Source organism: Acidovorax bellezanensis (assembly GCF_025421555.1).
In the GTDB taxonomy this organism is placed as follows: Bacteria; Pseudomonadota; Gammaproteobacteria; order Burkholderiales; family Burkholderiaceae_C; genus Comamonas; species Comamonas bellezanensis.
Genome location: NZ_JAODYH010000006.1, coordinates 1 through 19,532 on the forward strand (window position 1 = coordinate 1; position 19,532 = coordinate 19,532).

A 19,532-nucleotide genomic window follows, 5' to 3' on the forward strand; every position below is an offset into this window, starting at 1 on the left:
ATGTGACGGGCGAAGCGATCTGCGCGTTCGTGGTCTTGAAGCGCCCCCGTCCCACGGGCGAGGAGGCCAAGCAGATCGCCAAGGAGTTGCGCGACTGGGTGGCCAAGGAGATCGGCCCCATCGCCAAGCCCAAGGAAATCCGCTTTGGCGACAACCTGCCGAAGACGCGCAGCGGCAAGATCATGCGCCGCCTGCTGCGCGCGCTGGCCAAGGGCGAAGCCATCACCCAGGACACCAGCACGCTGGAGAATCCGGCGATTCTCGAGCAGTTGTCGCAAGCCAACTGAGGCTGGGCTGCGCCGCCGGTGGTCGGGCCGGGGGCGCAGCCCAGCTCTTTCTCCTCGTTTTGTAGGACAGCGCCGGGCTTGCCTGAGTCTGTGGCGCCTGCGAGCCGCGACATCGGTTACAAACGCAGGGTACCGGCCGCCAGACCCGTGGCGGCCTGCCTACCGAGGAGAAGAACAAGCATGAATTTTCGAACCATCATTCTGGCCCTGACCGTGATCGCCATTGCCTTGCTGGCGGCGCTCAACTGGACAGCGTTGACGACGCCGTCGCAAGTGGAGCTGGGACTGAGCACGGTGCAGGCGCCGCTGGGCTTGATCATGCTGGCGCTGACCGTGCTGCTGGGCATTTTCTTCATCGCCTATGTGCTGGCGCTGCAAGGCTCGGTGCTGCTGGAAACGCGCCGTCACAGCAAGGAAATGCACGCCCAGCGCGAGCTGGCCGACAAGGCCGAAGCTTCGCGCTTCACCGAGCTGCGCGCCGTGCTCGAAGCCCAGCACCAGCAAGGCCAGAACGCGCTGATGACCCGCATCGACGCGCTGGAAGCCCATTGGCAGGCCCGGGCGCTGGAGATGGAAAACAGCACGGCCGCCTATCTGGCCCAGCTGGAGCAGCAGCTAAGGGTCAGTCGCCCCGAGGTCTGAAACGAAAAAACCGCCAGCAAGGCGGTTTTTCACGTCTGAACCATCTGCAGCGCGAGCGGAGGGCGCCGGTGAATATGGCAGAGCGTCAGAGTAGATGACACTCGCCGCCGCCGGGCCGCCCCTGGGCGGCCCCCCCAAGGCGGCGACGGCCCCCTCGGGGGGGCAGCGGCTACGCGAAGCGAGCAAGCGTGGGGGCGTTATTTCTGCGCCAGCACCCAGGCGGCCAGCGTCTTGGCGTCGGCTTCGCTCACGGCGGCGTTGGCAGGCATGGGCACGGGGCCCCAGACGCCGCCGCCGCCCTTGATGATCTTGGCGGCCAGCTTTTCGGTGGCGTCCTTCTGGCTGGCGTACTTGGCAGCCACGTCCTTGAAGGCCGGGCCGACCAGCTTCTTGTCGACGGCATGGCAGGCCATGCAGTTCTTCGATTTTGCCAAGGCCAGATCGGCCATGGCGGGGGCTGCGGCGGTCAAGGCCAGGGCGAGAGTGATCAGGGTGCGCTTCATCGTAATTTTTCCATCAAGGTATCGTTTTGGGTCAAATTGTAGTGGCCGCTGTGTCGGTACGCGGCCATACTGGCATGAAGTTGAAGGAGTTGTCCATGTGGATGTTGATGATCGCGCTGTTGCTGACGGTGCTGAAGTTCCTGGAAGTCGGGCCGCTGACGCAGTGGTCCTGGTGGTGGCTGCTGGTGCCTTATGGCTTGACCGCGGCCTGGTGGAGTTATGCGGATTTCTCGGGTTATACACGGCGCAGGGTCGAGGACGAGGAAGGCGCCCGCGTGAAGCGGCGCATCCAGCGGCAAAAAGACGCCATGGATTCGCGCAAGCCGCGTTGATGCCGGGCGACGGGCCGCTTGCCTGGCCCCGGCCCGGCAACAGACCATGATGGTCGCTGCCATGGGGCAGGTGCGACATAATTGAGCAAGTCAGCACTTCCCTGCTTCCCTGCAACTTATCTCTCGAGATCACCATGCCCGTATACCGTTCCAAGACTTCCACTGCCGGCCGCAACATGGCTGGTGCGCGCTCCTTGTGGCGTGCCACTGGCATGAAGGACGACGATTTCAGCAAGCCCATCATCGCCATTGCCAACTCCTTCACCCAGTTCGTGCCCGGCCACGTGCATTTGAAGGACCTGGGCCAGCTGGTGGCGCGCGAGATCGAGAAGGCGGGCGGTGTCGCCAAGGAATTCAACACCATTGCCGTGGACGACGGCATTGCCATGGGCCACGACGGCATGTTGTATTCGCTGCCCAGCCGCGACATCATTGCCGACTCGGTCGAGTACATGGTCAATGCCCACTGCGCCGACGCGCTGGTCTGCATTTCCAATTGCGACAAGATCACTCCCGGCATGCTGATGGCCGCCATGCGCCTGAACATCCCGGTGATCTTCGTCTCGGGCGGCCCCATGGAAGCGGGCAAGGTCAAGCTGGCCAACCCCACGACCCACAAGATTGAATTCCGCAAGCTGGATCTGGTCGACGCCATGGTGATGGCCGCCGACGACCAGTACACCGATGCGGAAGTGGCGGAAGTCGAGCGCTCGGCCTGCCCGACCTGTGGCTCCTGCTCGGGCATGTTCACGGCCAACTCCATGAACTGCCTGACCGAAGCCCTGGGCCTGTCCCTGCCGGGCAACGGCACGGTGCTGGCCACGCACTCCGACCGCGAGCAGCTGTTCCTGCGCGCCGGCCGCACCATCGTCGAACTGGCCAAGCGCTACTACGAAGGTGATGACGAACGCGCGCTGCCGCGCTCCGTGGGCAAGAAGGCCTTCGAGAACGCGATCACGCTGGACATCGCCATGGGCGGCTCCACCAACACCATCCTGCACCTGCTGGCGATTGCCCAGGAAGCGGAAATCGACTTCGGCATGGCCGACATCGACCGCATGTCGCGTACCGTGCCCCAGCTGTGCAAGGTCGCGCCCAATACCAACAAGTACCACATCGAAGACGTGCACCGCGCCGGCGGCATCATGGCCATCCTGGGTGAACTCGACCGCGCGGGCCGCCTGCACACCGACGTGCCCACGGTCTATGGCGCTTCGCTGAAGGAAGCGCTCGACGAATGGGATATCGCACGCGCGCCCAGCGAAGCCGTGCAGACTTTCTACAAGGCCGGCCCTGCGGGCATCCCCACGCAGACGGCTTTCAGCCAGAGCACGCGCTGGCCCAGCCTGGACACGGACCGCGCCGAAGGCTGCATCCGTTCGGTCGAGCATGCGTTCTCGCTGGAAGGCGGCCTGGCCGTGCTGACGGGCAACATCGCTGTCAACGGCTGCGTGGTCAAGACCGCGGGCGTGGACGACGCCCTGCTGGTGTTCGAAGGCCGGGCCCATGTGACCGAGTCGCAGGACGAAGCCGTGGAAAACATCCTGGCCGACAAGGTCGTGGCCGGCGACATCGTCATCGTGCGCTACGAAGGTCCCAAGGGCGGCCCGGGCATGCAGGAAATGCTCTACCCCACGAGCTACATCAAGTCCAAGGGCCTGGGCAAGGCCTGCGCGCTGCTGACCGACGGCCGCTTCTCGGGCGGCACTTCGGGCCTGTCCATTGGCCACTGCTCGCCCGAAGCCGCCGCCGGTGGCGCCATCGGCCTGGTGCAGGACGGCGACCGCATCCTGATCGACATCCCCAACCGTGCGATCAACGTACTGGTCAGCGATGAAGAGCTGGCGCGCCGCCGCGAAGCGCAGAACGCCAAGGGCTGGAAGCCCGCCAAGCCACGCCCACGCAAGGTCTCGGCCGCGCTCAAGGCCTATGCCATGCTGGTGATGTCGGCCGACAAGGGCGCCGTGCGCGACCTGTCCTTGTTGCCAGACTGAAGCTGTTTTCTTCGCGTCCAAGCGGCGCGAAGAACTGGGCGTGCTCCAACTCAGAGGCACCGAGCAAGGGCCGCCCCGCAGCGATGGTGCCGTCCCCCTCCACCGAAGGATGAGAGGGGGAAGCGGCGCCAGCCGCTCAGGGGGTGATATTTCATACGGCACAATCACCCGCATGCTGATCTATCCTCACATCGATCCCATCGCCTTGCAGATCGGCCCCCTGGCCGTGCATTGGTACGGGCTGACCTATCTGGCCGCTTTCGGCCTGTTTCTGTTGCTGGGCTTCAAACGCCTGCGCCATCCGCCCTTTGCGGCGCTCACGGGCGACCAGGCCTGGACACGCAAGGACGTCGAGGACATCCTGTTCCTGGGTGTGGTCGGCGTGGTGATTGGCGGGCGCCTGGGCTACTGCCTGTTCTACAAGCCGGGCTATTACCTCTCGCACCCGCTCGAAGTGTTTGCGGTCTGGCAGGGCGGGATGGCTTTCCACGGCGGCCTGCTGGGCGTGGTCGCGGCCATGCTGTGGTTTGCGCATTCGCGCCGGCGGCCCTGGCTGCAGGTGGCCGACTTTGTCGCGCCCTGCGTGCCCACGGGCCTGGCGGCCGGGCGCATCGGCAACTTCATCAACGGCGAACTCTGGGGCCGGTTTTCCAGCCCTGACCTGCCTTGGGGCATGGTGTTCGCGCAAAGCGGCTCCATGCAGCCGCGCCATCCTTCGCAGATCTACCAGTTCCTGCTCGAAGGCCTGCTGCTGTTCGTGCTGCTGTGGCTGTATGCGCGCAAGGAACGTCGTCAAGGCCAGGTGGCTGCGGCCTTCCTGATGGGCTACGGTCTGTTCCGCTTCATTGCCGAATACTTCCGCGAGCCCGACGATTACCTGGGGCTGCTGTCCATGGGCCTGAGCATGGGCCAGTGGCTGTGCCTGCCGATGATGGCTGGCGGGGTCGTGCTGTGGCTCTGGGCGCAGCGCCAGCCGAGCAAGGCTTAGTCGCTTCGGAGACAGGTCCGTTGGCGTGGCCGGCGTAGCCAGGGCAGGGCAACCCATAATGGCGCAAGGGCCTTGGCGCGGGCATGCTGAGGCTTCCATTGCCATCTCTCATAAGGACCTGCTATGAACCTGGCTTCGGAATGGATTGCGCGCGGCGTATCCAGACTGCGCACCACGGAATCGCCGGATGCTACGGCCGGGGCCAAGGCGCCCGCGACGGTGCGTACCACCCATGAGCGCCTCAAGGCGACTTTGCGCCGCGGCGAGGAGGTCTTGCCTCCGCGGATGCTGCGCCGCTTGATGGAAGATCTGCAGGCCGCGTCGGCCGAGCAGGTCAGCGACGTCGAAGGCGGGCGCCGCGCCAAGGACGTCATGGACTGGTATGCGACGGCCTCGGCCGCCGAACGCCAGGACCTGTGGCTGCTGATCTGCCAGCAGTTCGGCCCCGATGCCCAGCGCCTGCAGCTGGCGCGCCAGCACTATGACAAGGCCGATTCCGATGTGGAACGCGGCCAGGCCGAGATCGGCTTGCGCCGCGCGCTGTCATCGGCGCGCACGCGGCTGATGCAGCGTTTTGCCGTGCCCGCGGGCGGCATGCGCTTTCTGCTCGATCTGCGCGCCGAATTGCTGGCCCTGCCCAAGTCTGACAAGCGCTTCGCGGCCCTGGATGCCGAGCTCGAATACCTGTTCTCGTCCTGGTTCGATGTGGCTTTTCTGAAGTTGCAGCGGCTGAGCTGGGACTCGCCGGCCTCGTTGCTGGAAAAGCTGATCCAGTACGAAGCGGTGCACGACATCCGCAGCTGGACGGACCTCAAGAACCGGCTCGACAGCGACCGCCGCTGCTACGGGCTGTTTCACCCGCTGCTGCCGGGCGAGCCGCTGATCTTTGTCGAAGTGGCGCTGGTCGATGCGCTGTCGGACAGCATCACGCCGCTGCTCGATGAAAGCGCGGCCACCACCGACATCAGCCGCGCCAGCACGGCCATTTTCTATTCGATCAGCAACACCCAGGCCGGTCTGCGCGGCGTGAGCTTTGGCGACTCGCTGATCAAGCATGTGGCGCAGACGCTGAGCGCCGAATTCCCACGCCTGCGCACTTTCGCCACGCTGTCGCCGATTCCGGGCTTTCGCGCCTGGCTGGCCAAGCACGGCACGGCCTTGCTCGCCAAGATGGACGACAAGCCGCGGGGCGAGCTGGCCCGTGCGCTGGGCCTGGCGCCCAAGGCGTCGGTGGAGGCCGCGGCCCTGCTGGCGGCGGCCGAGCCGGCGGCACAGCTGCCCGCGCAGTCGCCGGTGCGCCGGGCGCTGCTGTGGTGCGCCGCGCACTACCTGGGCAAGGAAAGCGACAACGGCCGGCCGCTCGATCCCGTGGCCCGCTTCCACCTGGGCAACGGCGCGCGCGTGGAGCGGCTGAACTGGGCCGGCGACCCGTCGGCCAAGGGCGCCAAGCAGTCGCTGGGACTGATGGTGAACTACCTCTACGACCTGAAGAAGATCGACAAACATCGCGACTTGCTGGCGCAGGGTCGCATGCCGGTGTCACGCGACATCGAAAGCCTGCTCAAGGGGTGAGCGGCACCTGCGCAGCAGCGCAGGTGCAAAGGGTGGGGGGCGCGCCGGATTCATAAAAAAACGAGGAGACAAGCGATGCCGGATATCTTCATTCAACGCCGCGACGCATTGCGCGCGGCGGCCGCGGCCATGGTCGCGCTCACGGGCAGCAGCTGGGCGCAAAGTCCGGGCTGGCCGACCAAGCCCGTCAATCTGGTCGTGCCGTTTCCGGCCGGCGGCGGCACCGATGCCTTTGCGCGCCCGCTGGCGGCGCAATTTGCCAAGAGCACCGGCAAGGCCTTGATCATCGACAACCGCGGCGGCGCGGGCGGCACCCTGGGTGCGAGCTTCGCCGCCAAGGCCATGCCGGACGGCTACAACTTCTTCATGGGCGGCACCCACCATGTGATCGCCCCTTCGGTCTATGCGCGCCTGGACTATGACCTGGAACGCGACTTCATTCCCCTGGCCCTGCTGGCCAGCGTGCCGCAGGTGGTGGTGGTCAATCCGCGCACCGTCACGGCCAAGACCATACAGGAGCTGATTGCCGAGCTGCGCCGCAAGCCCGGCAGCTTCAACTACGCTTCGGCTGGCGCGGGCACTTCCCACCATCTGGCTGGCGAGCTGTTCAAGCTGCAAAGCAATACCTTTGTCACCCACATTCCCTACCGCGGCGCGGGCCCGGCACTGCAGGACCTGATAGGAGGCAATGTGGACATGATGTTCGACGGCCTGGGTTCGTCGGCGGCGCACATCAAGGGCGGACGCATCAAGGCCTTGATGGTGTCGGGCAACAAGCGCAATGCTTCGCTGCCGGATGTGCCGTGCGCGGCCGAAGTGGGCCTGCCCGATTACAACGTGACCACCTGGTATGGCCTGTGGGCGCCCAAGAACACGCCCGTCGAGCAGCAGAACCATATGATCGAAGAGGTGCGCCGCCTGGGCCGTACGGACGAAATCAAGGCCATCTGGGCCCAGAATGGCGCCGAGTACGGGAGCTTGAGCAAAGAGCAGTTCGCGGCCATGGTCTCGGGCGAAGTCAAGCGCTGGGCCCAGGTGGTCAAAGCCTCGGGCGCCAAGATCGAATGATCGCGGCGGGGCCTTTTCGACGGGTACGCACAAGGAGTGTTGAGGAATGTCCGGAGAAGTGAAAGTAGTGGCGGCCGATGCGGCCGGCATCGTGCGCGTGCAGCTGTGCCATGCGGGCAAGCGCAATGCCATGTCGGTGCAAATGTGGCGGGCCTTGCGCACGGTGTTCGAGGCAATACAGGCGGATGCCCGCGTGCGCTGCGTGCTCATCGAAGGCGGCGGAGCCGGGGAGGGCGATGCCGGTCTGGTCGCTTTTTGCGCGGGCGGAGATATTTCCGAATACCCGGGCTTTCGCTTTGATCCCCAGGCCTTGCGCGACTTCCATGAAAACGCGGTCTGGGGTGGCCTGTCGGCCATGCTGGCCTGCGACGTGCCCATCGTCGCGGCGATTTCCGGCGCCTGCATGGGCGCGGGCGTGGAAATAGCCGCCTGCGCCGATCTGCGCCTGGCCGGTGCGTCGGCGCGTTTTGGCGCGCCCATTGCCCGCCTGGGCTTTGCCATGGCCCCGCGCGAAGCCGCGCTGGTCGCGGGCGCCGTGGGCGCGCTGACGGCGCGGCAGATGCTGCTCGAAGCCGCGACGTTCAGCGCCGCCGAGATGGCGGCCCGGGGCTTTGTCGGCAGCGTGGTGGCCGATGACCAGCTGCTGGCCGAAGCCCTGGCCAGCGCCGGCCGCGTCGCCGCCCTGGCGCCGCAAGCCGCGCGCAGCACCAAGCAGATGCTGCGCGCCTTGCTGGCCGCGCCGCTGGCCGCCGCGCAGACGCTGGCCCAGCAGGGCACGGACGGCCGCGCCGGCGAGGATGTCTACGCTTATGCCGACACGCCCGAGCACCGGGAAGGCATTGGGGCTTTCCTGGCCAAGCGCGCACCCCAGTTTTGAGTCTGATCTGAATTTTTAGCCAGAGATTTTCCATGCCTTCTGACGACAACCTTTTTGGCGCGCTGCGCGCTGCCTTTCCCGCCGACCTCGAAGCCACGGCTGTCGAAGCCATTGGCGCCGACGGCCATAGCCTGTTCTACACCTGGAACGATCTGGACCGGGCCAGTGCGCGCATCGCCAATCTGCTGGATTCGCTGAATCTGCCCGCCGGCAGCCGCGTTGCGGTGCAGGTCGAGAAATCGGTCGAAGCCATGCTGCTGTACCTGGCCACGCTGCGCGCCGGCCATGTGTTCCTGCCGCTCAACACGGCCTACCAGAGCGCCGAGATCGAGTACTTCATAGCCAACGCCGAACCGGCCGTGGTGGTCTGCGCGCCGGCCAACTTCGGCTGGGTGTCGAAGATCGCCTTCAAGGCCGGCACGCAGTCGGTGTTCACGCTGGGCGACGACCGCAGCGGTACGCTGCTCGACCGCGCGGCCCACCACAGCGATGCCCATCAGTGCGTGGCGCGCACGGCCGATGACCTGGCGGCCATCCTCTACACCAGCGGCACGACGGGGCGCAGCAAGGGCGCCATGCTGACGCACGGCAATCTGCTGTCGAACGCCCAGGTGCTCAAGGACTACTGGGGCTGGCAGGAAGGCGATGTGCTGATCCATGCACTGCCCATCTTCCACGTGCACGGCCTGTTCGTCGCCATCCATGGCGCGCTGCTGAACGGCAGCAAGATGCTGTGGTTCGCGAAGTTCGATCCGGCCGCCGTGATCACGCGCATGCGCGACGCGACCGTGTTCATGGGCGTGCCCACGCTGTACGTGCGCATGCTGGCCGATGCGCGGCTCACGCGCGCGGCCACGGCGAAGATGCGGCTGTTCATTTCGGGCTCGGCGCCCATGCTGCTGGAAACCCACCACGCCTGGCAGGAGCGCACGGGCCACACCATTCTCGAGCGCTACGGCATGAGCGAGACCATCATGCTCACCTCCAACCCCTGGCAGGCCGATGCCGCCCATGGCGGCCAGTCGCAGCGCCGCCCCGGCACGGTGGGCTTTCCCTTGCCCGGCGTGGGCGTGCGCGTGCAGACCGATGCAGGCGAGCCCGCGGCGGTGGGTGAGATCGGCAATCTGGAAGTGCGCGGACCGAATGTGTTCCCGGGCTACTGGCGCATGCCCGAGAAGACGGCGCAGGAGTTCACCGCGGACGGCTGGTTCAAGACCGGCGACGTGGGCCGCATCGACGAACTGGGCTACGTGAGCATCGTCGGGCGCAGCAAGGACTTGATCATTTCCGGCGGCTACAACGTCTACCCGGCGGAAGTCGAAAGCTTCATCAACGACCTGCCCGGTGTGAATGAAAGCGCGCTGGTCGGCGTGCCGCACCCGGATTTCGGCGAAGTCGGCGTGGCGGTGGTCGTGCCCAAGCCCGGCGCAGAGCTGGAACCCCAGGCCTTGATTGATGCGCTCAAAGGCCAGTTGGCGAATTTCAAGATTCCCAAGCGCTGCTTCATCGTGCAGGAGCTGCCGCGCAACACCATGGGCAAGGTGCAGAAGAACCTGTTGCGCGACCAGCATCAGCAGCTGTTCACTGCCTGAATGCAGAAAACGCCCTTGCCGGGCCCCTCACCTTGAACAGTGAGGGCCCGGGAGGGCGTTTTTCATGGTCGCTGCCCTTTACGGGCGGCGGCCTGGTTCAGCGCAGGACCAGCACCGGAATGTGCGAGTGGGTCAGCACATGCTGGGTTTCGCTGCCCAGCAGCAGGCGCTTGATGCCCTTGCGGCCATGCGAGGCCATCACGATCAGGTCGCAGTCGTGCTCCTTGGCCATGTCGATCAGCGATTCCGCGATCAGGTCCGACTTGAGGACACTGGTGGTGACCGTCACGCCGCGGGCTTCTCCCAGCGCCTGAACGCCATTGAGCTGCTGCTGCGCACTGTGCACCCACTGGTCTTCGATGCGCTTGACATCGTCAATGCTCATGAAGTCGCCGCCTTCCATGAAGCTGCGTGCATAAAGGGGCACTATTTTCGCCGCCACCACGCTGGCTTTGCACAAGGAGGCAAGTGAGAGCCCACTTTCGACCGCCTGGTCGGACAGTGGGGAGCCATCGGTCGCTATAAGAATGCGTTTGTACATACGGGCCTCCATCAAAGAAACTGTGATCGTTTACCGTTAACTGAAGTCGCAGCCTAAGCTTATCCTCGTTTTAGCAGTTGATGCAGGTCAATACGCGTATGATTCGCCCCAGTTACGCTAGAGCAATGTCCTACACCAGTCCAGAACCGTCCTACCCGGCGGAAATGGCAGCGCTCGATGTCGGCCCCCCACCGTCCTCACAGGCAAGCGTTGCGCTGTTGGACGATCCACACGAGTGGAGCTTGTTTGGGAGGCCCGTCGGGCCGACTGCCCCCCACGATCCAGAAAATACGACCGATGCCTCCCTCACATGGGATTCCCACGTCGTTTTGCAAGGGATGCATTGTGCCGCCTGTGCACTGACGATTGAAGACGCGCTGCGCAGCGTGCCAGGCGTCGAACGGGTGGAAGTCAGTGCCGCCACGCAGCGTGCGCGCGTGGTCTGGAAACCCTCTCAGGTCCTGCCTTCGCAGTGGATGGGCGCCGTTCAGCGCGCGGGCTATCAGGCCTTCCCCGCACGCGACGCCTTTGCGCGCGAGATCCGCAAGCAGGAAAGCCGGCGCGCACTGTGGCGCTGGCTGGTGGCCGGCCTGTGCATGATGCAGGTCATGATGTACGCCTGGCCCGCGTACTCGTCCAAGCCCGGCGATCTGACCCAGGAAATGGAAACGCTGTTGCGCTGGGCCTCGTGGGTGCTGTCCCTGCCCGTGGTGCTGTTTGCCTGCGGCCCGTTTTTCTCCAGTGCGCTGCGCGACATCCGCGCGCGCCGCGTGAGCATGGACTTGCCAGTGGCGCTGGGCATGCTGATCACTTTCGTCGTCAGCTCCATGGGCACGTTCGATCCTTCGGGCCCGTTCGGCCACGAAGTGTTCTATGACTCGCTGACGATGTTCGTCTTTTTCCTGTTGTCGGGCCGGCTGCTGGAAATGCGCCTGCGCGACCGCACGGCCGGCGCGCTCGAAGCCGTGATGAACCGCCTGCCCGACAGCGTCGAGCGGCGCAAGGCCGACGGCAGCTGGGAACGCGTGGCCACGCGCCGCCTGCAGGTGGGCGACACGGTGCGCGTGCTGCCCGGCGAAGCCTTTCCCGCCGACGGCCGCATCAGCCAGGGCCGTACCCATGCCGACGAAGCCCTGCTTACCGGCGAGTCGACGCCGCTGCCCCGCGCCGTGGGCGACGTGGTCACGGCCGGCAGCTACAACCTCGATGCCGCGGTGGAGATGCAGGTCGCGGCCGTGGGCGAAGGCACGCAGTTCGCGCAGATCGTGGCCCTGATGGAAAGCGCTTCGCTGCAAAAGCCGCGCCTGGCCCAGCTGGCCGACAAGGTCGCGCGGCCCTTCCTGCTGGCGGTGCTGGGCGCCGCGGCGCTGGCGGCCGTCTGGTGGTGGCCCACCGATCCCAGCCGCGCCATGATGGTGGCGGTGGCGGTGCTGATCGTGACCTGCCCCTGTGCGCTGTCGCTGGCCACGCCCGTGGCCATGCTCACCGCTGCCGGCACGCTGGCGCGCAGCGGCGTGCTGGTGCGCAACCTGCAAGGCCTCGAAGCCCTGGCCGGTGTCGACACCCTGGTCTTCGACAAGACCGGTACGCTGACCCGCGACGGCATGGCCGTGCGCAGCGTGCAGGCGGGGGGCGGCGTTGATGCCGCGCAGGCGCTGGCCCTGGCGGAACTGCTGGCCAGCCAATCGATTCACCCGGTATCGCGCGCCGTGGCCCGCGCCGCCCAGGCGGATGCCGGGGCGCAGGCGCTGGCCGGGCGCTGGCAGATTGCGCAAGTGCGGGAAATCGCCGGCTTCGGCATGGCTGCCGAGGTGATCGACAGCCTGCGGCCGGGCCAGGTGCTGCACCTGCGCCTGGGCTCGCTGCGCCACACCGGCGCTGCGGAAGATTCCCAGGCCATGGCCCAGGGTCTGTCCCAGCAGGCGGTGCTGACCCAGGAAGTCGATGGCCGACAGATGGAGCTGGCGCGCTTCGGCCTGAGTGAAGACCTGCGCGCCGAAGCCCCGGCCGTGGTGGCGCAGCTGCGCGCCGCCGGCGTGCGCGTGCTGCTGCTGTCAGGCGACCGCGATGCCGCCGTGCAGCGCATTGCCGCGCAGACCGGCATCGCCGAAGCCGTGGGCGACTGCACACCCCAGGACAAGCTGGCACGCCTGCAAGCCATTCAGGCTGAAGGCCGGCAGGTGGCCATGGTGGGCGACGGCCTCAATGACGGCCCGGTACTTGCTGGTGCACATGTTTCATTTGCTTTCGGAAGAGCGGTTCCGCTGGCACAATCACGGTCTGATTTTGTCGTCCTGGGCGACCACCTCGAGTTGGTCGCCCAGACGCTGCTGCTGGCGCGGCGCACTTTGCGCACCGTGCGCCAGAACCTCTGCTGGGCCGCGGCCTATAACGCGGTCTCGGTGCCCTTGGCTGTGGTGGGCTGGATGCCCGCATGGCTTGCCGGTCTGGGCATGGCCTTGAGTTCCCTGCTGGTCGTGCTCAATGCAGCGCGGCTGGCGCGTGCAGTGCCGCTGTCAGCGCCTGCGGCGCCGGCGCAGGGCCTGTCTTCGTTGCCCGCGGCCGAGGCCGCCATGTCCGGAGTGGGTTGATGGAAATTTTGTATTTACTGATCCCCTTGTCAGTGATTCTGGTGCTGGCCATCGTGGCTGCCCTTTGGTGGGCGGTCTATCGCGGCCAGTTCGAGAGCGTCGAGCAAGAGGGAGAGCGGATTCTAAGAAACGATTGATATGTATCAATACACAAAAAACTCAATCAATGAACACTTTGCAAGCAATCTGAGAGGTGCCCGATGGATGCAATAAAGAATAATGCGGTGCATTACGACGACAAGGTCGTAAGGCAGTTTTCAATCATGGCTGTTGTCTGGGGGGTGATAGGCATGGCCGTAGGCGTGCTGATCGCCGCCCAGCTGGCCTGGCCCGAACTCAACTTCGGCGTGCCATGGCTGAGCTTCGGCCGTCTGCGGCCACTGCATACCAATGCCGTGATTTTTGCGTTCGGCGGCAGTGCCCTGTTCGCGACCAGCTACTACGTGGTGCAGCGCACCTGCCAGACCGGGCTGTTCATGCCCAAGCTGGCCAGCCTCACTTTCTGGTGCTGGCAGCTGGTCATCATCGGCGCCGTGATCAGCCTGCCCCTGGGTTACACCCAGAGCAAGGAATACGCTGAGCTCGAGTGGCCCATCGACTTGCTGATCCTGGTGACCTGGGTCAGCTATGCCATCGTGTTCTTCGGCACCATCGGCATCCGCAAGGTCAAGCACATCTACGTGGCCAACTGGTTCTTCGGTGCCTACATCATTGCCATTGCGCTGCTGCACATCTTCAACAACATCGCCATTCCCGCGAGCTGGATGAAGAGCTACTCGGCCTATGCCGGCGTGCAGGACGCGATGATCCAGTGGTGGTACGGCCACAATGCCGTGGGCTTCCTGCTCACCGCCGGCTTCCTGGGCATGATGTACTACTTCATCCCCAAGCAGGCCGGTCGCCCGGTCTACAGCTACCGCCTGTCCATCGTCCACTTCTGGGCGCTGATCTTCACCTACATGTGGGCCGGCCCGCACCACCTGCACTACACGGCACTGCCCGACTGGACGCAGTCCGTGGGCATGGTGTTCTCCATCATCCTGCTGGCTCCCAGCTGGGGCGGCATGATCAACGGCGTGATGACGCTGTCGGGCGCATGGCACAAGCTGCGTGACGACCCCATCCTGCGCTTCCTGATCGTGGCCCTGTCGTTCTACGGCATGTCGACGTTCGAAGGCCCGATGATGGCCATCAAGACCGTGAATGCGCTGTCGCATTACACCGACTGGACGATTGGTCACGTGCACTCCGGCGCCCTCGGCTGGGTGGGTCTGATCACCATGGGCTCGCTCTACTATCTGATCCCGCGCCTGTTCGGCAAGGAAAAGATGCACTCCGTGCCCGCCATCGAGCTGCACTTCTGGATGGCCACCATCGGCATCGTGCTGTACATCGCCGCGATGTGGATTGCCGGCGTGATGCAGGGCCTGATGTGGCGCGCGGTCAACCCCGACGGTACGCTGACCTACACCTTCGTCGAAAGCGTCAAGGCCACCTATCCGTTCTACGTGATCCGCGTGGTCGGCGGTCTGCTGTACCTGGGCGGCATGTTGGTCATGGCGTGGAATACCTGGATGACTGTCATTTCGGGCCGTGCCGTCAAGGTCGCCATTCCCGCAGTGAACCCGGCGCACGCCTGAGTTCAAGGAGCCTCACATGTCTGATCAAAACAAAAAAGCAAGCGGCTTCTCCCATGAGAAGGTGGAAACCAGCAATTTCTGGCTGATCGCCCTGACGCTGCTGGTGGTTGCCATCGGCGGCCTGGCGGAAATCGTGCCGCTGTTCTTCCAGAAGTCGACCACCGAAGCCGTGGTGGGCGTCAAGCCCTACACATCGGTGCAACTGGTGGGTCGCGACATCTACCAGCGCGAAGGCTGCTACAACTGCCACTCGCAGATGATCCGCCCCTTCCACGCCGAGACGCTGCGCTACGGCCACTACTCGGTGGCTGGCGAGTTCGTCTACGACCATCCCTTCCAATGGGGTTCCAAGCGCACGGGTCCCGACCTGCACCGCGTGGGTGGCAAGTACAGCGATGAATGGCATCGCATCCACTTGAACAACCCCCGCGACGTCGTGCCCGAGTCCAACATGCCCGCCTACTCGTGGCTGGAAAAGACCCCGGCCGACCACGCCTCCATCGCTTCGCACATGACGGCGCTGCGCAAGGTCGGCGTGCCTTACTCCGACGAAGAGATCAAGGCGTCGACGGATGAGGTCAAGGGCAAGACGGAAATGGAAGCCGTGATTGCCTATCTGCAGGTGCTTGGCACCGCGCTCAAGTGAGAGGACTGCTCCATGGACGTCACTACTCTGCGCATCGTGGCCACGCTGGCATCGCTGGCGTGTTTTGTGGGCATCTGGTGGTGGGCTTACTCCAGCCGCAACCAGGCCCGCTTCGACGAGGCAGCGCGGCTGCCGTTTGAGCAAGACTGAACGTCTTCTCACCATAACGAGAATATTTCATGAGCGACTTCGTAAACAATTTCTGGTCGGTGTATGTGACCCTGATCACTCTGGGGGGCATCATTTTCTGTGCCGTGCTGCTGTTCGTGGTGGCCCGCAAGAAAGTCGTCTCCGCACCAGACAACACCACGGGCCACGTCTGGGACGGCGACCTGCGGGAGTTGAACAACCCCATGCCGCGCTGGTGGATGTGGCTGTTCATCATCACCGTGATCTTCGGCGTCGCCTATCTGGCGGCCTATCCTGGTCTGGGCTCGTTCACGGGCAAGCTGGGCTGGACGCAGGTCGGTGCCTATGAGGCCGAGCAGGCCAAGGCCAAGGCGCAGATCGCGCCCCTGTATGCGCGTTTTGCGGCGATGACGCCGGAAGAGCGTGCGCAAGACCCCCAGGCCATGGCCATTGGCGAGCGTTTGTTCATGAACAACTGCGCGCAATGCCACGGCTCGGACGCACGCGGCGGCAAGAGCTTTCCGAATCTGACGGACGGCGACTGGCTGCATGGCGGCACGCCCGAGAAGATCCAGGAAACCATCACCGAAGGCCGTGTCGGCGTCATGCCGCCTATGGCGGCTGCCGTGGGAACGCCCGATGACGTGCGCAACCTGGCCCACTACGTGCTGAGCCTGTCGGGCAGTCCCTCGGATTCGCTGCGCGCTTCGCTGGGCAAGTCCAAGTTCACGGCCTGCGCTGCCTGCCACGGCATGGACGGCAAGGGCAACCAGGCCCTGGGCGCGCCCAACCTGACCGATGACGTCTGGTTGCACGGCTGGGGTGAAGCGGCGATCATTGACATCGTCAACAACGGCAAGCAAAACCACATGCCGGCGCAAAAGGACAAGCTGACACCCGAGCAGATCGGTGTGCTGGCCTCCTATGTGTGGAGCCTGTCGCATAAGCAGGGCACCCCCTGAGCCGCTGACGCGGCTTCCCCCTCTCATCCTTCGGTGGAGGGGGACGGCGCCCTCGCTGCGGGGCGGCCCTTGCTCGGCGCCCCCTGGCTGGGGCGCGCCAGTTTCAGGCGCAGCCCCTGAAACGCAAATCTGAAAGTACCCCATGTCGAAAACTCCCTCCAACGCACCCGCACACGATCCCCGTCCCTGGTGGAAATTCGGTTTTGTCTGGATGGTGGTCGGCGGCCCGGCCGTGGTGGTCGTGGCTGGTCTGGCCACGTTCTGGATCGCCGCGGCCAACCCCGACCCGGTGATCGACCCGGATTACTACCGCCACGGTATTGAAATCAACCAGACGCTGACCGGCAAGCCCGATCTGAGCCTGGCACCGGCCGTCACCGGCCGCAACCATGCGGCAACGCCCGCGGAGCACGCGCCCACCGACCGTTGAGCGGGCCATGCGCGGGTTTTCCGCAGCGCCAGGGACTTCGATTGCTTGCAGAATGAAAGCGTTGCTGCGGCACAAGGAGTTCCTGATGTTGGCAAAACGCTTGATGTGGATTCTCTGGCCGGCCTTTCTGGCCGCCTGTGCGATGGAAATGCTGGTGTTCGGGCTGGTCGATCCGAGCGAAATCCAGTGGCGGGGCGAGACCCTGAACTGGGGCCGGCAGGCGTTCTATACCCTGTCTTTCTTTGCCTTCTGGCTGGTCACCAGCGCTGCCAGCGGCTTGACCTGCCTGCTGGGCATGGGGCCGGCGGAAGTCAATGGCGGGCACCGCGCTCCCGCGCTCGACTGAACAACTGACTGTATCCCTTGGCCCGTTCTCCCTGAGCTTGTCAAAGCGGGGCGCAAGGGGTTTATCAGCGGGGGAGGGGCTTAGTCACACTCGCGTTGATGGTTCACGATGCGCTTGAGCGCGTCGGTGTCGAGAATGCGGATGTGGCGCTGCTTGACTTCGACGATGCCGTCGTCGACGAACTTGGAGAAAGTGCGGCTCACGGTCTCCAGCTTGAGGCCCAGGTAGCTGCCGATTTCCTCGCGCGTCATGCGCAGTACCAGCTCCGACTGGGAAAACCCCCGCGTGTGCAGGCGCTGCACCAGATTGAGCACAAACGCCGCCAGACGCTCCTCGGCCCGCATGCTGCCCAGCAGCAGCATCACGCCATGCTCACGCACGATTTCACGGCTCATGACCTTGTGCACATGGTTTTGCAGCACCGTGATTTCGCGCGACAGATCTTCCAGGCGATCAAAAGGCATGACACAGACTTCGGCATCCTCGAGCGCCACCGCGTCGCAGGTGTGGTGGTCGTTGACGATGCCGTCCAGGCCGATGATTTCGCCCGCCATCTGAAAGCCCGTCACTTGGTCACGTCCGTCCTCGGTGGCCACGCTGGTCTTGAAGAAGCCGGTGCGAATCGCATACAGCGAGGAAAACGCCTCGCCGTTGTGAAACAGCATGCCGCCCCGCTTGATCTTGCGGCGCACGGCGACGATGTCGTCGATGCGCTGCATTTGCTCGTCGCTCAGGCCTATGGGCAGGCACAGTTCGCGCAGGTTGCAGTTGGAGCAGGAGGCTTTGATGGTTTGTAAATTCATGGGACTGGACCTCGAAGCTGGCGGTGGATAACACGGAAGGGGCGGTCGCATGGGCTGCCGACAGCGCACAGGCCCGAGGTCATGGCTGACATATATCAAATTGTCGCAGCATGTGGGTGAGCAAGTCTTGATCGACATCAAGGACGCAGGCATTGGGATGCGGCACAGTCGGGAAAAGCCAAGGAAACACCATGACCGCAGCCCCCCCCGAGCTCACCCCTGCGTTGCTGCAGCGTTTTGACGTGCCTGGCCCCCGCTATACCTCCTACCCGACGGCAGACCGGTTTGTGGAAGCCTTTGGTCCGGATGATTACACACTGGCGCTCAAACAGCGCCGCAATGGCGCGGTGGGCCTGGCGCGGCCGCTGTCGCTGTATGTGCACATCCCGTTCTGCGAATCGCTGTGCTACTACTGCGCCTGCAACAAGATCGTCACCCGTCACGCCGAACGCGCCCAGACCTATCTGCAATACCTGGCGCGCGAAGTCGCGCTGCACACCCGGCATTGCGGTCCGGGTCAGACGGTGAGCCAGCTGCACCTGGGCGGCGGCACGCCCACTTTCCTGAGCGACGAGGGCCTGGCCGAACTCATGGACCTGCTGCGCAGCCATTTCACGCTGCAGCCCGGCGGCGAGTATTCGATCGAAGTCGATCCGCGCACGGTGACGCCCGAGCGCCTGGCCTTTCTGGCGCAGCTGGGTTTCAACCGCCTGAGCTTTGGCGTGCAGGATTTCGATCCCCAGGTGCAGAAGGCCGTGCACCGCGAGCAGCCCGCCGAGCAGGTGTTCGCGCTGGTGCAGGCCGCGCGCGAGCTGGACTTTGACTCCGTCAACGTGGACCTGATTTACGGCCTGCCATGCCAGACGCCCGAATCGTTCGAGCGCACGCTGGCGCAGGTGTGCGAATTGCGGCCCGACCGCATTGCCTTGTACGCCTATGCCCATCTGCCCGAGCGCTTCAAGCCGCAGCGGCGCATCGACACCGCGGCCTTGCCCGACGCCGGCGCCAAGGTCGGCATGCTGGCGCGCTCGCTCGCCATGTTCCAGGCCGCGGGCTATGTCTATGTGGGCATGGACCATTTCGCGCTGCCCACGGATTCGCTGGCCGTGGCCAAGCGCCAGGGGCGGCTGCACCGCAATTTCCAGGGCTACAGCACCCAGCCCGACTGCGACCTGATCGCGCTGGGCGTGTCGGCCATAGGCCGTGTGGGCGCGACCTACAGCCAGAACGCCAAGACCCTGGATGAGTATTACGACCTGCTCGACCAGGGGCGGCTACCCGTGGTGCGGGGGCTGGCCCTGGGCCGCGACGACCTGATACGGCGCGCCGTGATCATGGCGCTGATGTGCCAGGGCGAGCTGCTGTTCGAGGCGTTGGACCAGGCCTGGTTGATCGACGGCCGGCGCTATTTCGCCGCCGAGCTGGAAATGCTCGCCGGCCTGCAGGCGCAGGGCCTGGTGGAGATCAGCGAGGAAAGCGTGCGGGTCACGCCCATGGGCTGGTACTTCGTGCGCGCAGTAGCCATGACTTTTGACCGCTATTTGCAGGCCGACAGGAACCGAGCGCGGTTTTCAAGGATCATCTAGCGG

The 19,532-nt window shown here is 64.9% G+C and carries 21 protein-coding genes; 18 read left to right on the forward strand and 3 right to left on the reverse strand.

Features of this window, described 5'->3' with window-relative positions:
• Both N0K08_RS13435 and N0K08_RS13440 read left to right on the forward strand, forming a co-directional pair.
• On the forward strand, window positions 1–287 hold a 287-nt coding region (locus N0K08_RS13435; RefSeq protein ID WP_408642953.1), incomplete at its 5' end, for an AMP-binding enzyme.
• Window positions 288–467: 180 nt separating this feature from the next.
• Window positions 468–929 (forward strand): LapA family protein, encoded by a 462-nt coding sequence (locus tag N0K08_RS13440; RefSeq protein WP_261500904.1) that lies wholly within the window; start codon window positions 468–470, stop codon window positions 927–929.
• 197 nt (window positions 930–1,126) lie between these two features.
• On the opposite strand, the gene N0K08_RS13445 is transcribed toward N0K08_RS13440, so the two are convergent.
• The gene (locus tag N0K08_RS13445) at window positions 1,127–1,432 is read right to left on the reverse strand and encodes a c-type cytochrome (RefSeq protein WP_315968005.1); all 306 of its coding nucleotides are present in this window, start codon (window positions 1,430–1,432) and stop codon (window positions 1,127–1,129) included.
• A 95-nt stretch (window positions 1,433–1,527) separates the two neighbouring features.
• On the opposite strand from N0K08_RS13445, the gene N0K08_RS13450 reads away from it, so the two are divergent.
• The 7 genes from N0K08_RS13450 (at window position 1,528) to N0K08_RS13480 (ending at window position 9,855) form a co-directional block, all read left to right on the forward strand.
• The gene (locus N0K08_RS13450; RefSeq protein WP_261500905.1) at window positions 1,528–1,764 is read left to right on the forward strand and encodes a TIGR04438 family Trp-rich protein; all 237 of its coding nucleotides are present in this window, start codon (window positions 1,528–1,530) and stop codon (window positions 1,762–1,764) included.
• Window positions 1,765–1,898: 134 nt separating this feature from the next.
• Window positions 1,899–3,758 carry a dihydroxy-acid dehydratase gene (gene ilvD, locus N0K08_RS13455; RefSeq protein WP_261500906.1) on the forward strand — a complete coding sequence of 620 codons (1,860 nt, stop codon included), beginning with the start codon at window positions 1,899–1,901 and terminating at the stop codon, window positions 3,756–3,758.
• 172 nt (window positions 3,759–3,930) lie between these two features.
• Complete coding sequence (gene lgt / locus N0K08_RS13460) at window positions 3,931–4,746, forward strand: prolipoprotein diacylglyceryl transferase (RefSeq protein ID WP_261500907.1); 816 nt, start codon at window positions 3,931–3,933, stop codon at window positions 4,744–4,746.
• A 123-nt stretch (window positions 4,747–4,869) separates the two neighbouring features.
• Window positions 4,870–6,318, forward strand: a complete 1,449-nt coding sequence (locus N0K08_RS13465) for a malonyl-CoA decarboxylase (protein WP_261500908.1) — start codon at window positions 4,870–4,872, stop codon at window positions 6,316–6,318.
• 75 nt (window positions 6,319–6,393) lie between these two features.
• Entirely contained in the window at window positions 6,394–7,386 is a 993-nt protein-coding gene (locus N0K08_RS13470; RefSeq protein ID WP_261500909.1) for a Bug family tripartite tricarboxylate transporter substrate binding protein, read from the forward strand.
• 46 nt (window positions 7,387–7,432) lie between these two features.
• Window positions 7,433–8,263, forward strand: a complete 831-nt coding sequence (locus N0K08_RS13475; protein ID WP_261500910.1) for an enoyl-CoA hydratase/isomerase family protein — start codon at window positions 7,433–7,435, stop codon at window positions 8,261–8,263.
• A gap of 32 nt (window positions 8,264–8,295) precedes the next feature.
• Window positions 8,296–9,855 carry a malonate--CoA ligase gene (locus N0K08_RS13480; RefSeq protein WP_261500911.1) on the forward strand — a complete coding sequence of 520 codons (1,560 nt, stop codon included), beginning with the start codon at window positions 8,296–8,298 and terminating at the stop codon, window positions 9,853–9,855.
• 97 nt (window positions 9,856–9,952) lie between these two features.
• On the opposite strand, the gene N0K08_RS13485 is transcribed toward N0K08_RS13480, so the two are convergent.
• Window positions 9,953–10,396, reverse strand: coding sequence for a universal stress protein (locus N0K08_RS13485; protein WP_261500912.1), 444 nt, complete (start codon window positions 10,394–10,396; stop codon window positions 9,953–9,955).
• Between the two features lie 164 nt (window positions 10,397–10,560).
• Between N0K08_RS13485 and N0K08_RS13490 the strand changes: the two genes are divergently transcribed.
• The 8 genes from N0K08_RS13490 to N0K08_RS13525 all read left to right on the forward strand — a co-directional run bounded on the left by N0K08_RS13490 (window position 10,561) and on the right by N0K08_RS13525 (window position 17,140).
• A complete protein-coding gene (locus N0K08_RS13490; protein ID WP_261501013.1) occupies window positions 10,561–12,987 on the forward strand; it encodes a heavy metal translocating P-type ATPase in 2,427 nt (808 codons plus the stop codon).
• Window positions 12,987–13,124, forward strand: coding sequence for a cbb3-type cytochrome oxidase assembly protein CcoS (gene ccoS / locus N0K08_RS13495; RefSeq protein WP_261500913.1), 138 nt, complete (start codon window positions 12,987–12,989; stop codon window positions 13,122–13,124). The genes N0K08_RS13490 and ccoS overlap by 1 nt, the downstream gene beginning before the upstream one ends.
• A 63-nt stretch (window positions 13,125–13,187) precedes the next feature.
• Complete coding sequence (gene ccoN / locus N0K08_RS13500) at window positions 13,188–14,627, forward strand: cytochrome-c oxidase, cbb3-type subunit I (RefSeq protein WP_261500914.1); 1,440 nt, start codon at window positions 13,188–13,190, stop codon at window positions 14,625–14,627.
• 16 nt (window positions 14,628–14,643) lie between these two features.
• A complete protein-coding gene (ccoO, locus tag N0K08_RS13505) occupies window positions 14,644–15,273 on the forward strand; it encodes a cytochrome-c oxidase, cbb3-type subunit II (RefSeq protein ID WP_261500915.1) in 630 nt (209 codons plus the stop codon).
• A 12-nt stretch (window positions 15,274–15,285) separates the two neighbouring features.
• Window positions 15,286–15,423, forward strand: coding sequence for a cbb3-type cytochrome oxidase subunit 3 (locus N0K08_RS13510; RefSeq protein ID WP_261500916.1), 138 nt, complete (start codon window positions 15,286–15,288; stop codon window positions 15,421–15,423).
• Window positions 15,424–15,452: 29 nt separating this feature from the next.
• On the forward strand, window positions 15,453–16,364 hold the full coding sequence (ccoP, locus tag N0K08_RS13515) for a cytochrome-c oxidase, cbb3-type subunit III (RefSeq protein WP_261500917.1): 912 nt from the start codon (window positions 15,453–15,455) through the stop codon (window positions 16,362–16,364).
• A 142-nt stretch (window positions 16,365–16,506) separates the two neighbouring features.
• On the forward strand, window positions 16,507–16,794 hold the full coding sequence (locus N0K08_RS13520) for a FixH family protein (RefSeq protein ID WP_261500918.1): 288 nt from the start codon (window positions 16,507–16,509) through the stop codon (window positions 16,792–16,794).
• A gap of 85 nt (window positions 16,795–16,879) precedes the next feature.
• Window positions 16,880–17,140 carry a hypothetical protein gene (locus N0K08_RS13525; RefSeq protein ID WP_261500919.1) on the forward strand — a complete coding sequence of 87 codons (261 nt, stop codon included), beginning with the start codon at window positions 16,880–16,882 and terminating at the stop codon, window positions 17,138–17,140.
• A gap of 80 nt (window positions 17,141–17,220) precedes the next feature.
• Here N0K08_RS13525 and fnr read toward each other — a convergent pair whose 3' ends face one another.
• Window positions 17,221–17,943 carry a fumarate/nitrate reduction transcriptional regulator Fnr gene (fnr, locus tag N0K08_RS13530; protein ID WP_261500920.1) on the reverse strand — a complete coding sequence of 241 codons (723 nt, stop codon included), beginning with the start codon at window positions 17,941–17,943 and terminating at the stop codon, window positions 17,221–17,223.
• A gap of 191 nt (window positions 17,944–18,134) precedes the next feature.
• On the opposite strand from fnr, the gene hemN reads away from it, so the two are divergent.
• Complete coding sequence (gene hemN / locus N0K08_RS13535; RefSeq protein WP_261500921.1) at window positions 18,135–19,529, forward strand: oxygen-independent coproporphyrinogen III oxidase; 1,395 nt, start codon at window positions 18,135–18,137, stop codon at window positions 19,527–19,529.
• Window positions 19,530–19,532 lie beyond the last annotated feature (3 nt).

What these genes read in the sequence shown, in the direction of transcription:
- ccoP (WP_261500917.1), top strand. Translation starts at nt 15,453, where the DNA reads ATGAGCGACTTCGTAAACAATTTCTGGTCGGTGTATGTGACCCTGATC.
- N0K08_RS13440 (WP_261500904.1), top strand. Translation starts at nt 468, where the DNA reads ATGAATTTTCGAACCATCATTCTGGCCCTGACCGTGATCGCCATTGCC.
- N0K08_RS13490 (WP_261501013.1), top strand. Translation starts at nt 10,561, where the DNA reads ATGGCAGCGCTCGATGTCGGCCCCCCACCGTCCTCACAGGCAAGCGTT.
- fnr (WP_261500920.1), bottom strand. Translation starts at nt 17,943, where the DNA reads ATGAATTTACAAACCATCAAAGCCTCCTGCTCCAACTGCAACCTGCGC.
- N0K08_RS13465 (WP_261500908.1), top strand. Translation starts at nt 4,870, where the DNA reads ATGAACCTGGCTTCGGAATGGATTGCGCGCGGCGTATCCAGACTGCGC.
- N0K08_RS13510 (WP_261500916.1), top strand. Translation starts at nt 15,286, where the DNA reads ATGGACGTCACTACTCTGCGCATCGTGGCCACGCTGGCATCGCTGGCG.
- lgt (WP_261500907.1), top strand. Translation starts at nt 3,931, where the DNA reads ATGCTGATCTATCCTCACATCGATCCCATCGCCTTGCAGATCGGCCCC.
- ccoN (WP_261500914.1), top strand. Translation starts at nt 13,188, where the DNA reads ATGGATGCAATAAAGAATAATGCGGTGCATTACGACGACAAGGTCGTA.
- hemN (WP_261500921.1), top strand. Translation starts at nt 18,135, where the DNA reads ATGACCGCAGCCCCCCCCGAGCTCACCCCTGCGTTGCTGCAGCGTTTT.
- N0K08_RS13450 (WP_261500905.1), top strand. Translation starts at nt 1,528, where the DNA reads ATGTGGATGTTGATGATCGCGCTGTTGCTGACGGTGCTGAAGTTCCTG.
- N0K08_RS13525 (WP_261500919.1), top strand. Translation starts at nt 16,880, where the DNA reads ATGTTGGCAAAACGCTTGATGTGGATTCTCTGGCCGGCCTTTCTGGCC.
- ilvD (WP_261500906.1), top strand. Translation starts at nt 1,899, where the DNA reads ATGCCCGTATACCGTTCCAAGACTTCCACTGCCGGCCGCAACATGGCT.
- N0K08_RS13520 (WP_261500918.1), top strand. Translation starts at nt 16,507, where the DNA reads ATGTCGAAAACTCCCTCCAACGCACCCGCACACGATCCCCGTCCCTGG.
- N0K08_RS13470 (WP_261500909.1), top strand. Translation starts at nt 6,394, where the DNA reads ATGCCGGATATCTTCATTCAACGCCGCGACGCATTGCGCGCGGCGGCC.
- N0K08_RS13475 (WP_261500910.1), top strand. Translation starts at nt 7,433, where the DNA reads ATGTCCGGAGAAGTGAAAGTAGTGGCGGCCGATGCGGCCGGCATCGTG.
- ccoS (WP_261500913.1), top strand. Translation starts at nt 12,987, where the DNA reads ATGGAAATTTTGTATTTACTGATCCCCTTGTCAGTGATTCTGGTGCTG.
- ccoO (WP_261500915.1), top strand. Translation starts at nt 14,644, where the DNA reads ATGTCTGATCAAAACAAAAAAGCAAGCGGCTTCTCCCATGAGAAGGTG.
- N0K08_RS13445 (WP_315968005.1), bottom strand. Translation starts at nt 1,432, where the DNA reads ATGAAGCGCACCCTGATCACTCTCGCCCTGGCCTTGACCGCCGCAGCC.
- N0K08_RS13485 (WP_261500912.1), bottom strand. Translation starts at nt 10,396, where the DNA reads ATGTACAAACGCATTCTTATAGCGACCGATGGCTCCCCACTGTCCGAC.
- N0K08_RS13480 (WP_261500911.1), top strand. Translation starts at nt 8,296, where the DNA reads ATGCCTTCTGACGACAACCTTTTTGGCGCGCTGCGCGCTGCCTTTCCC.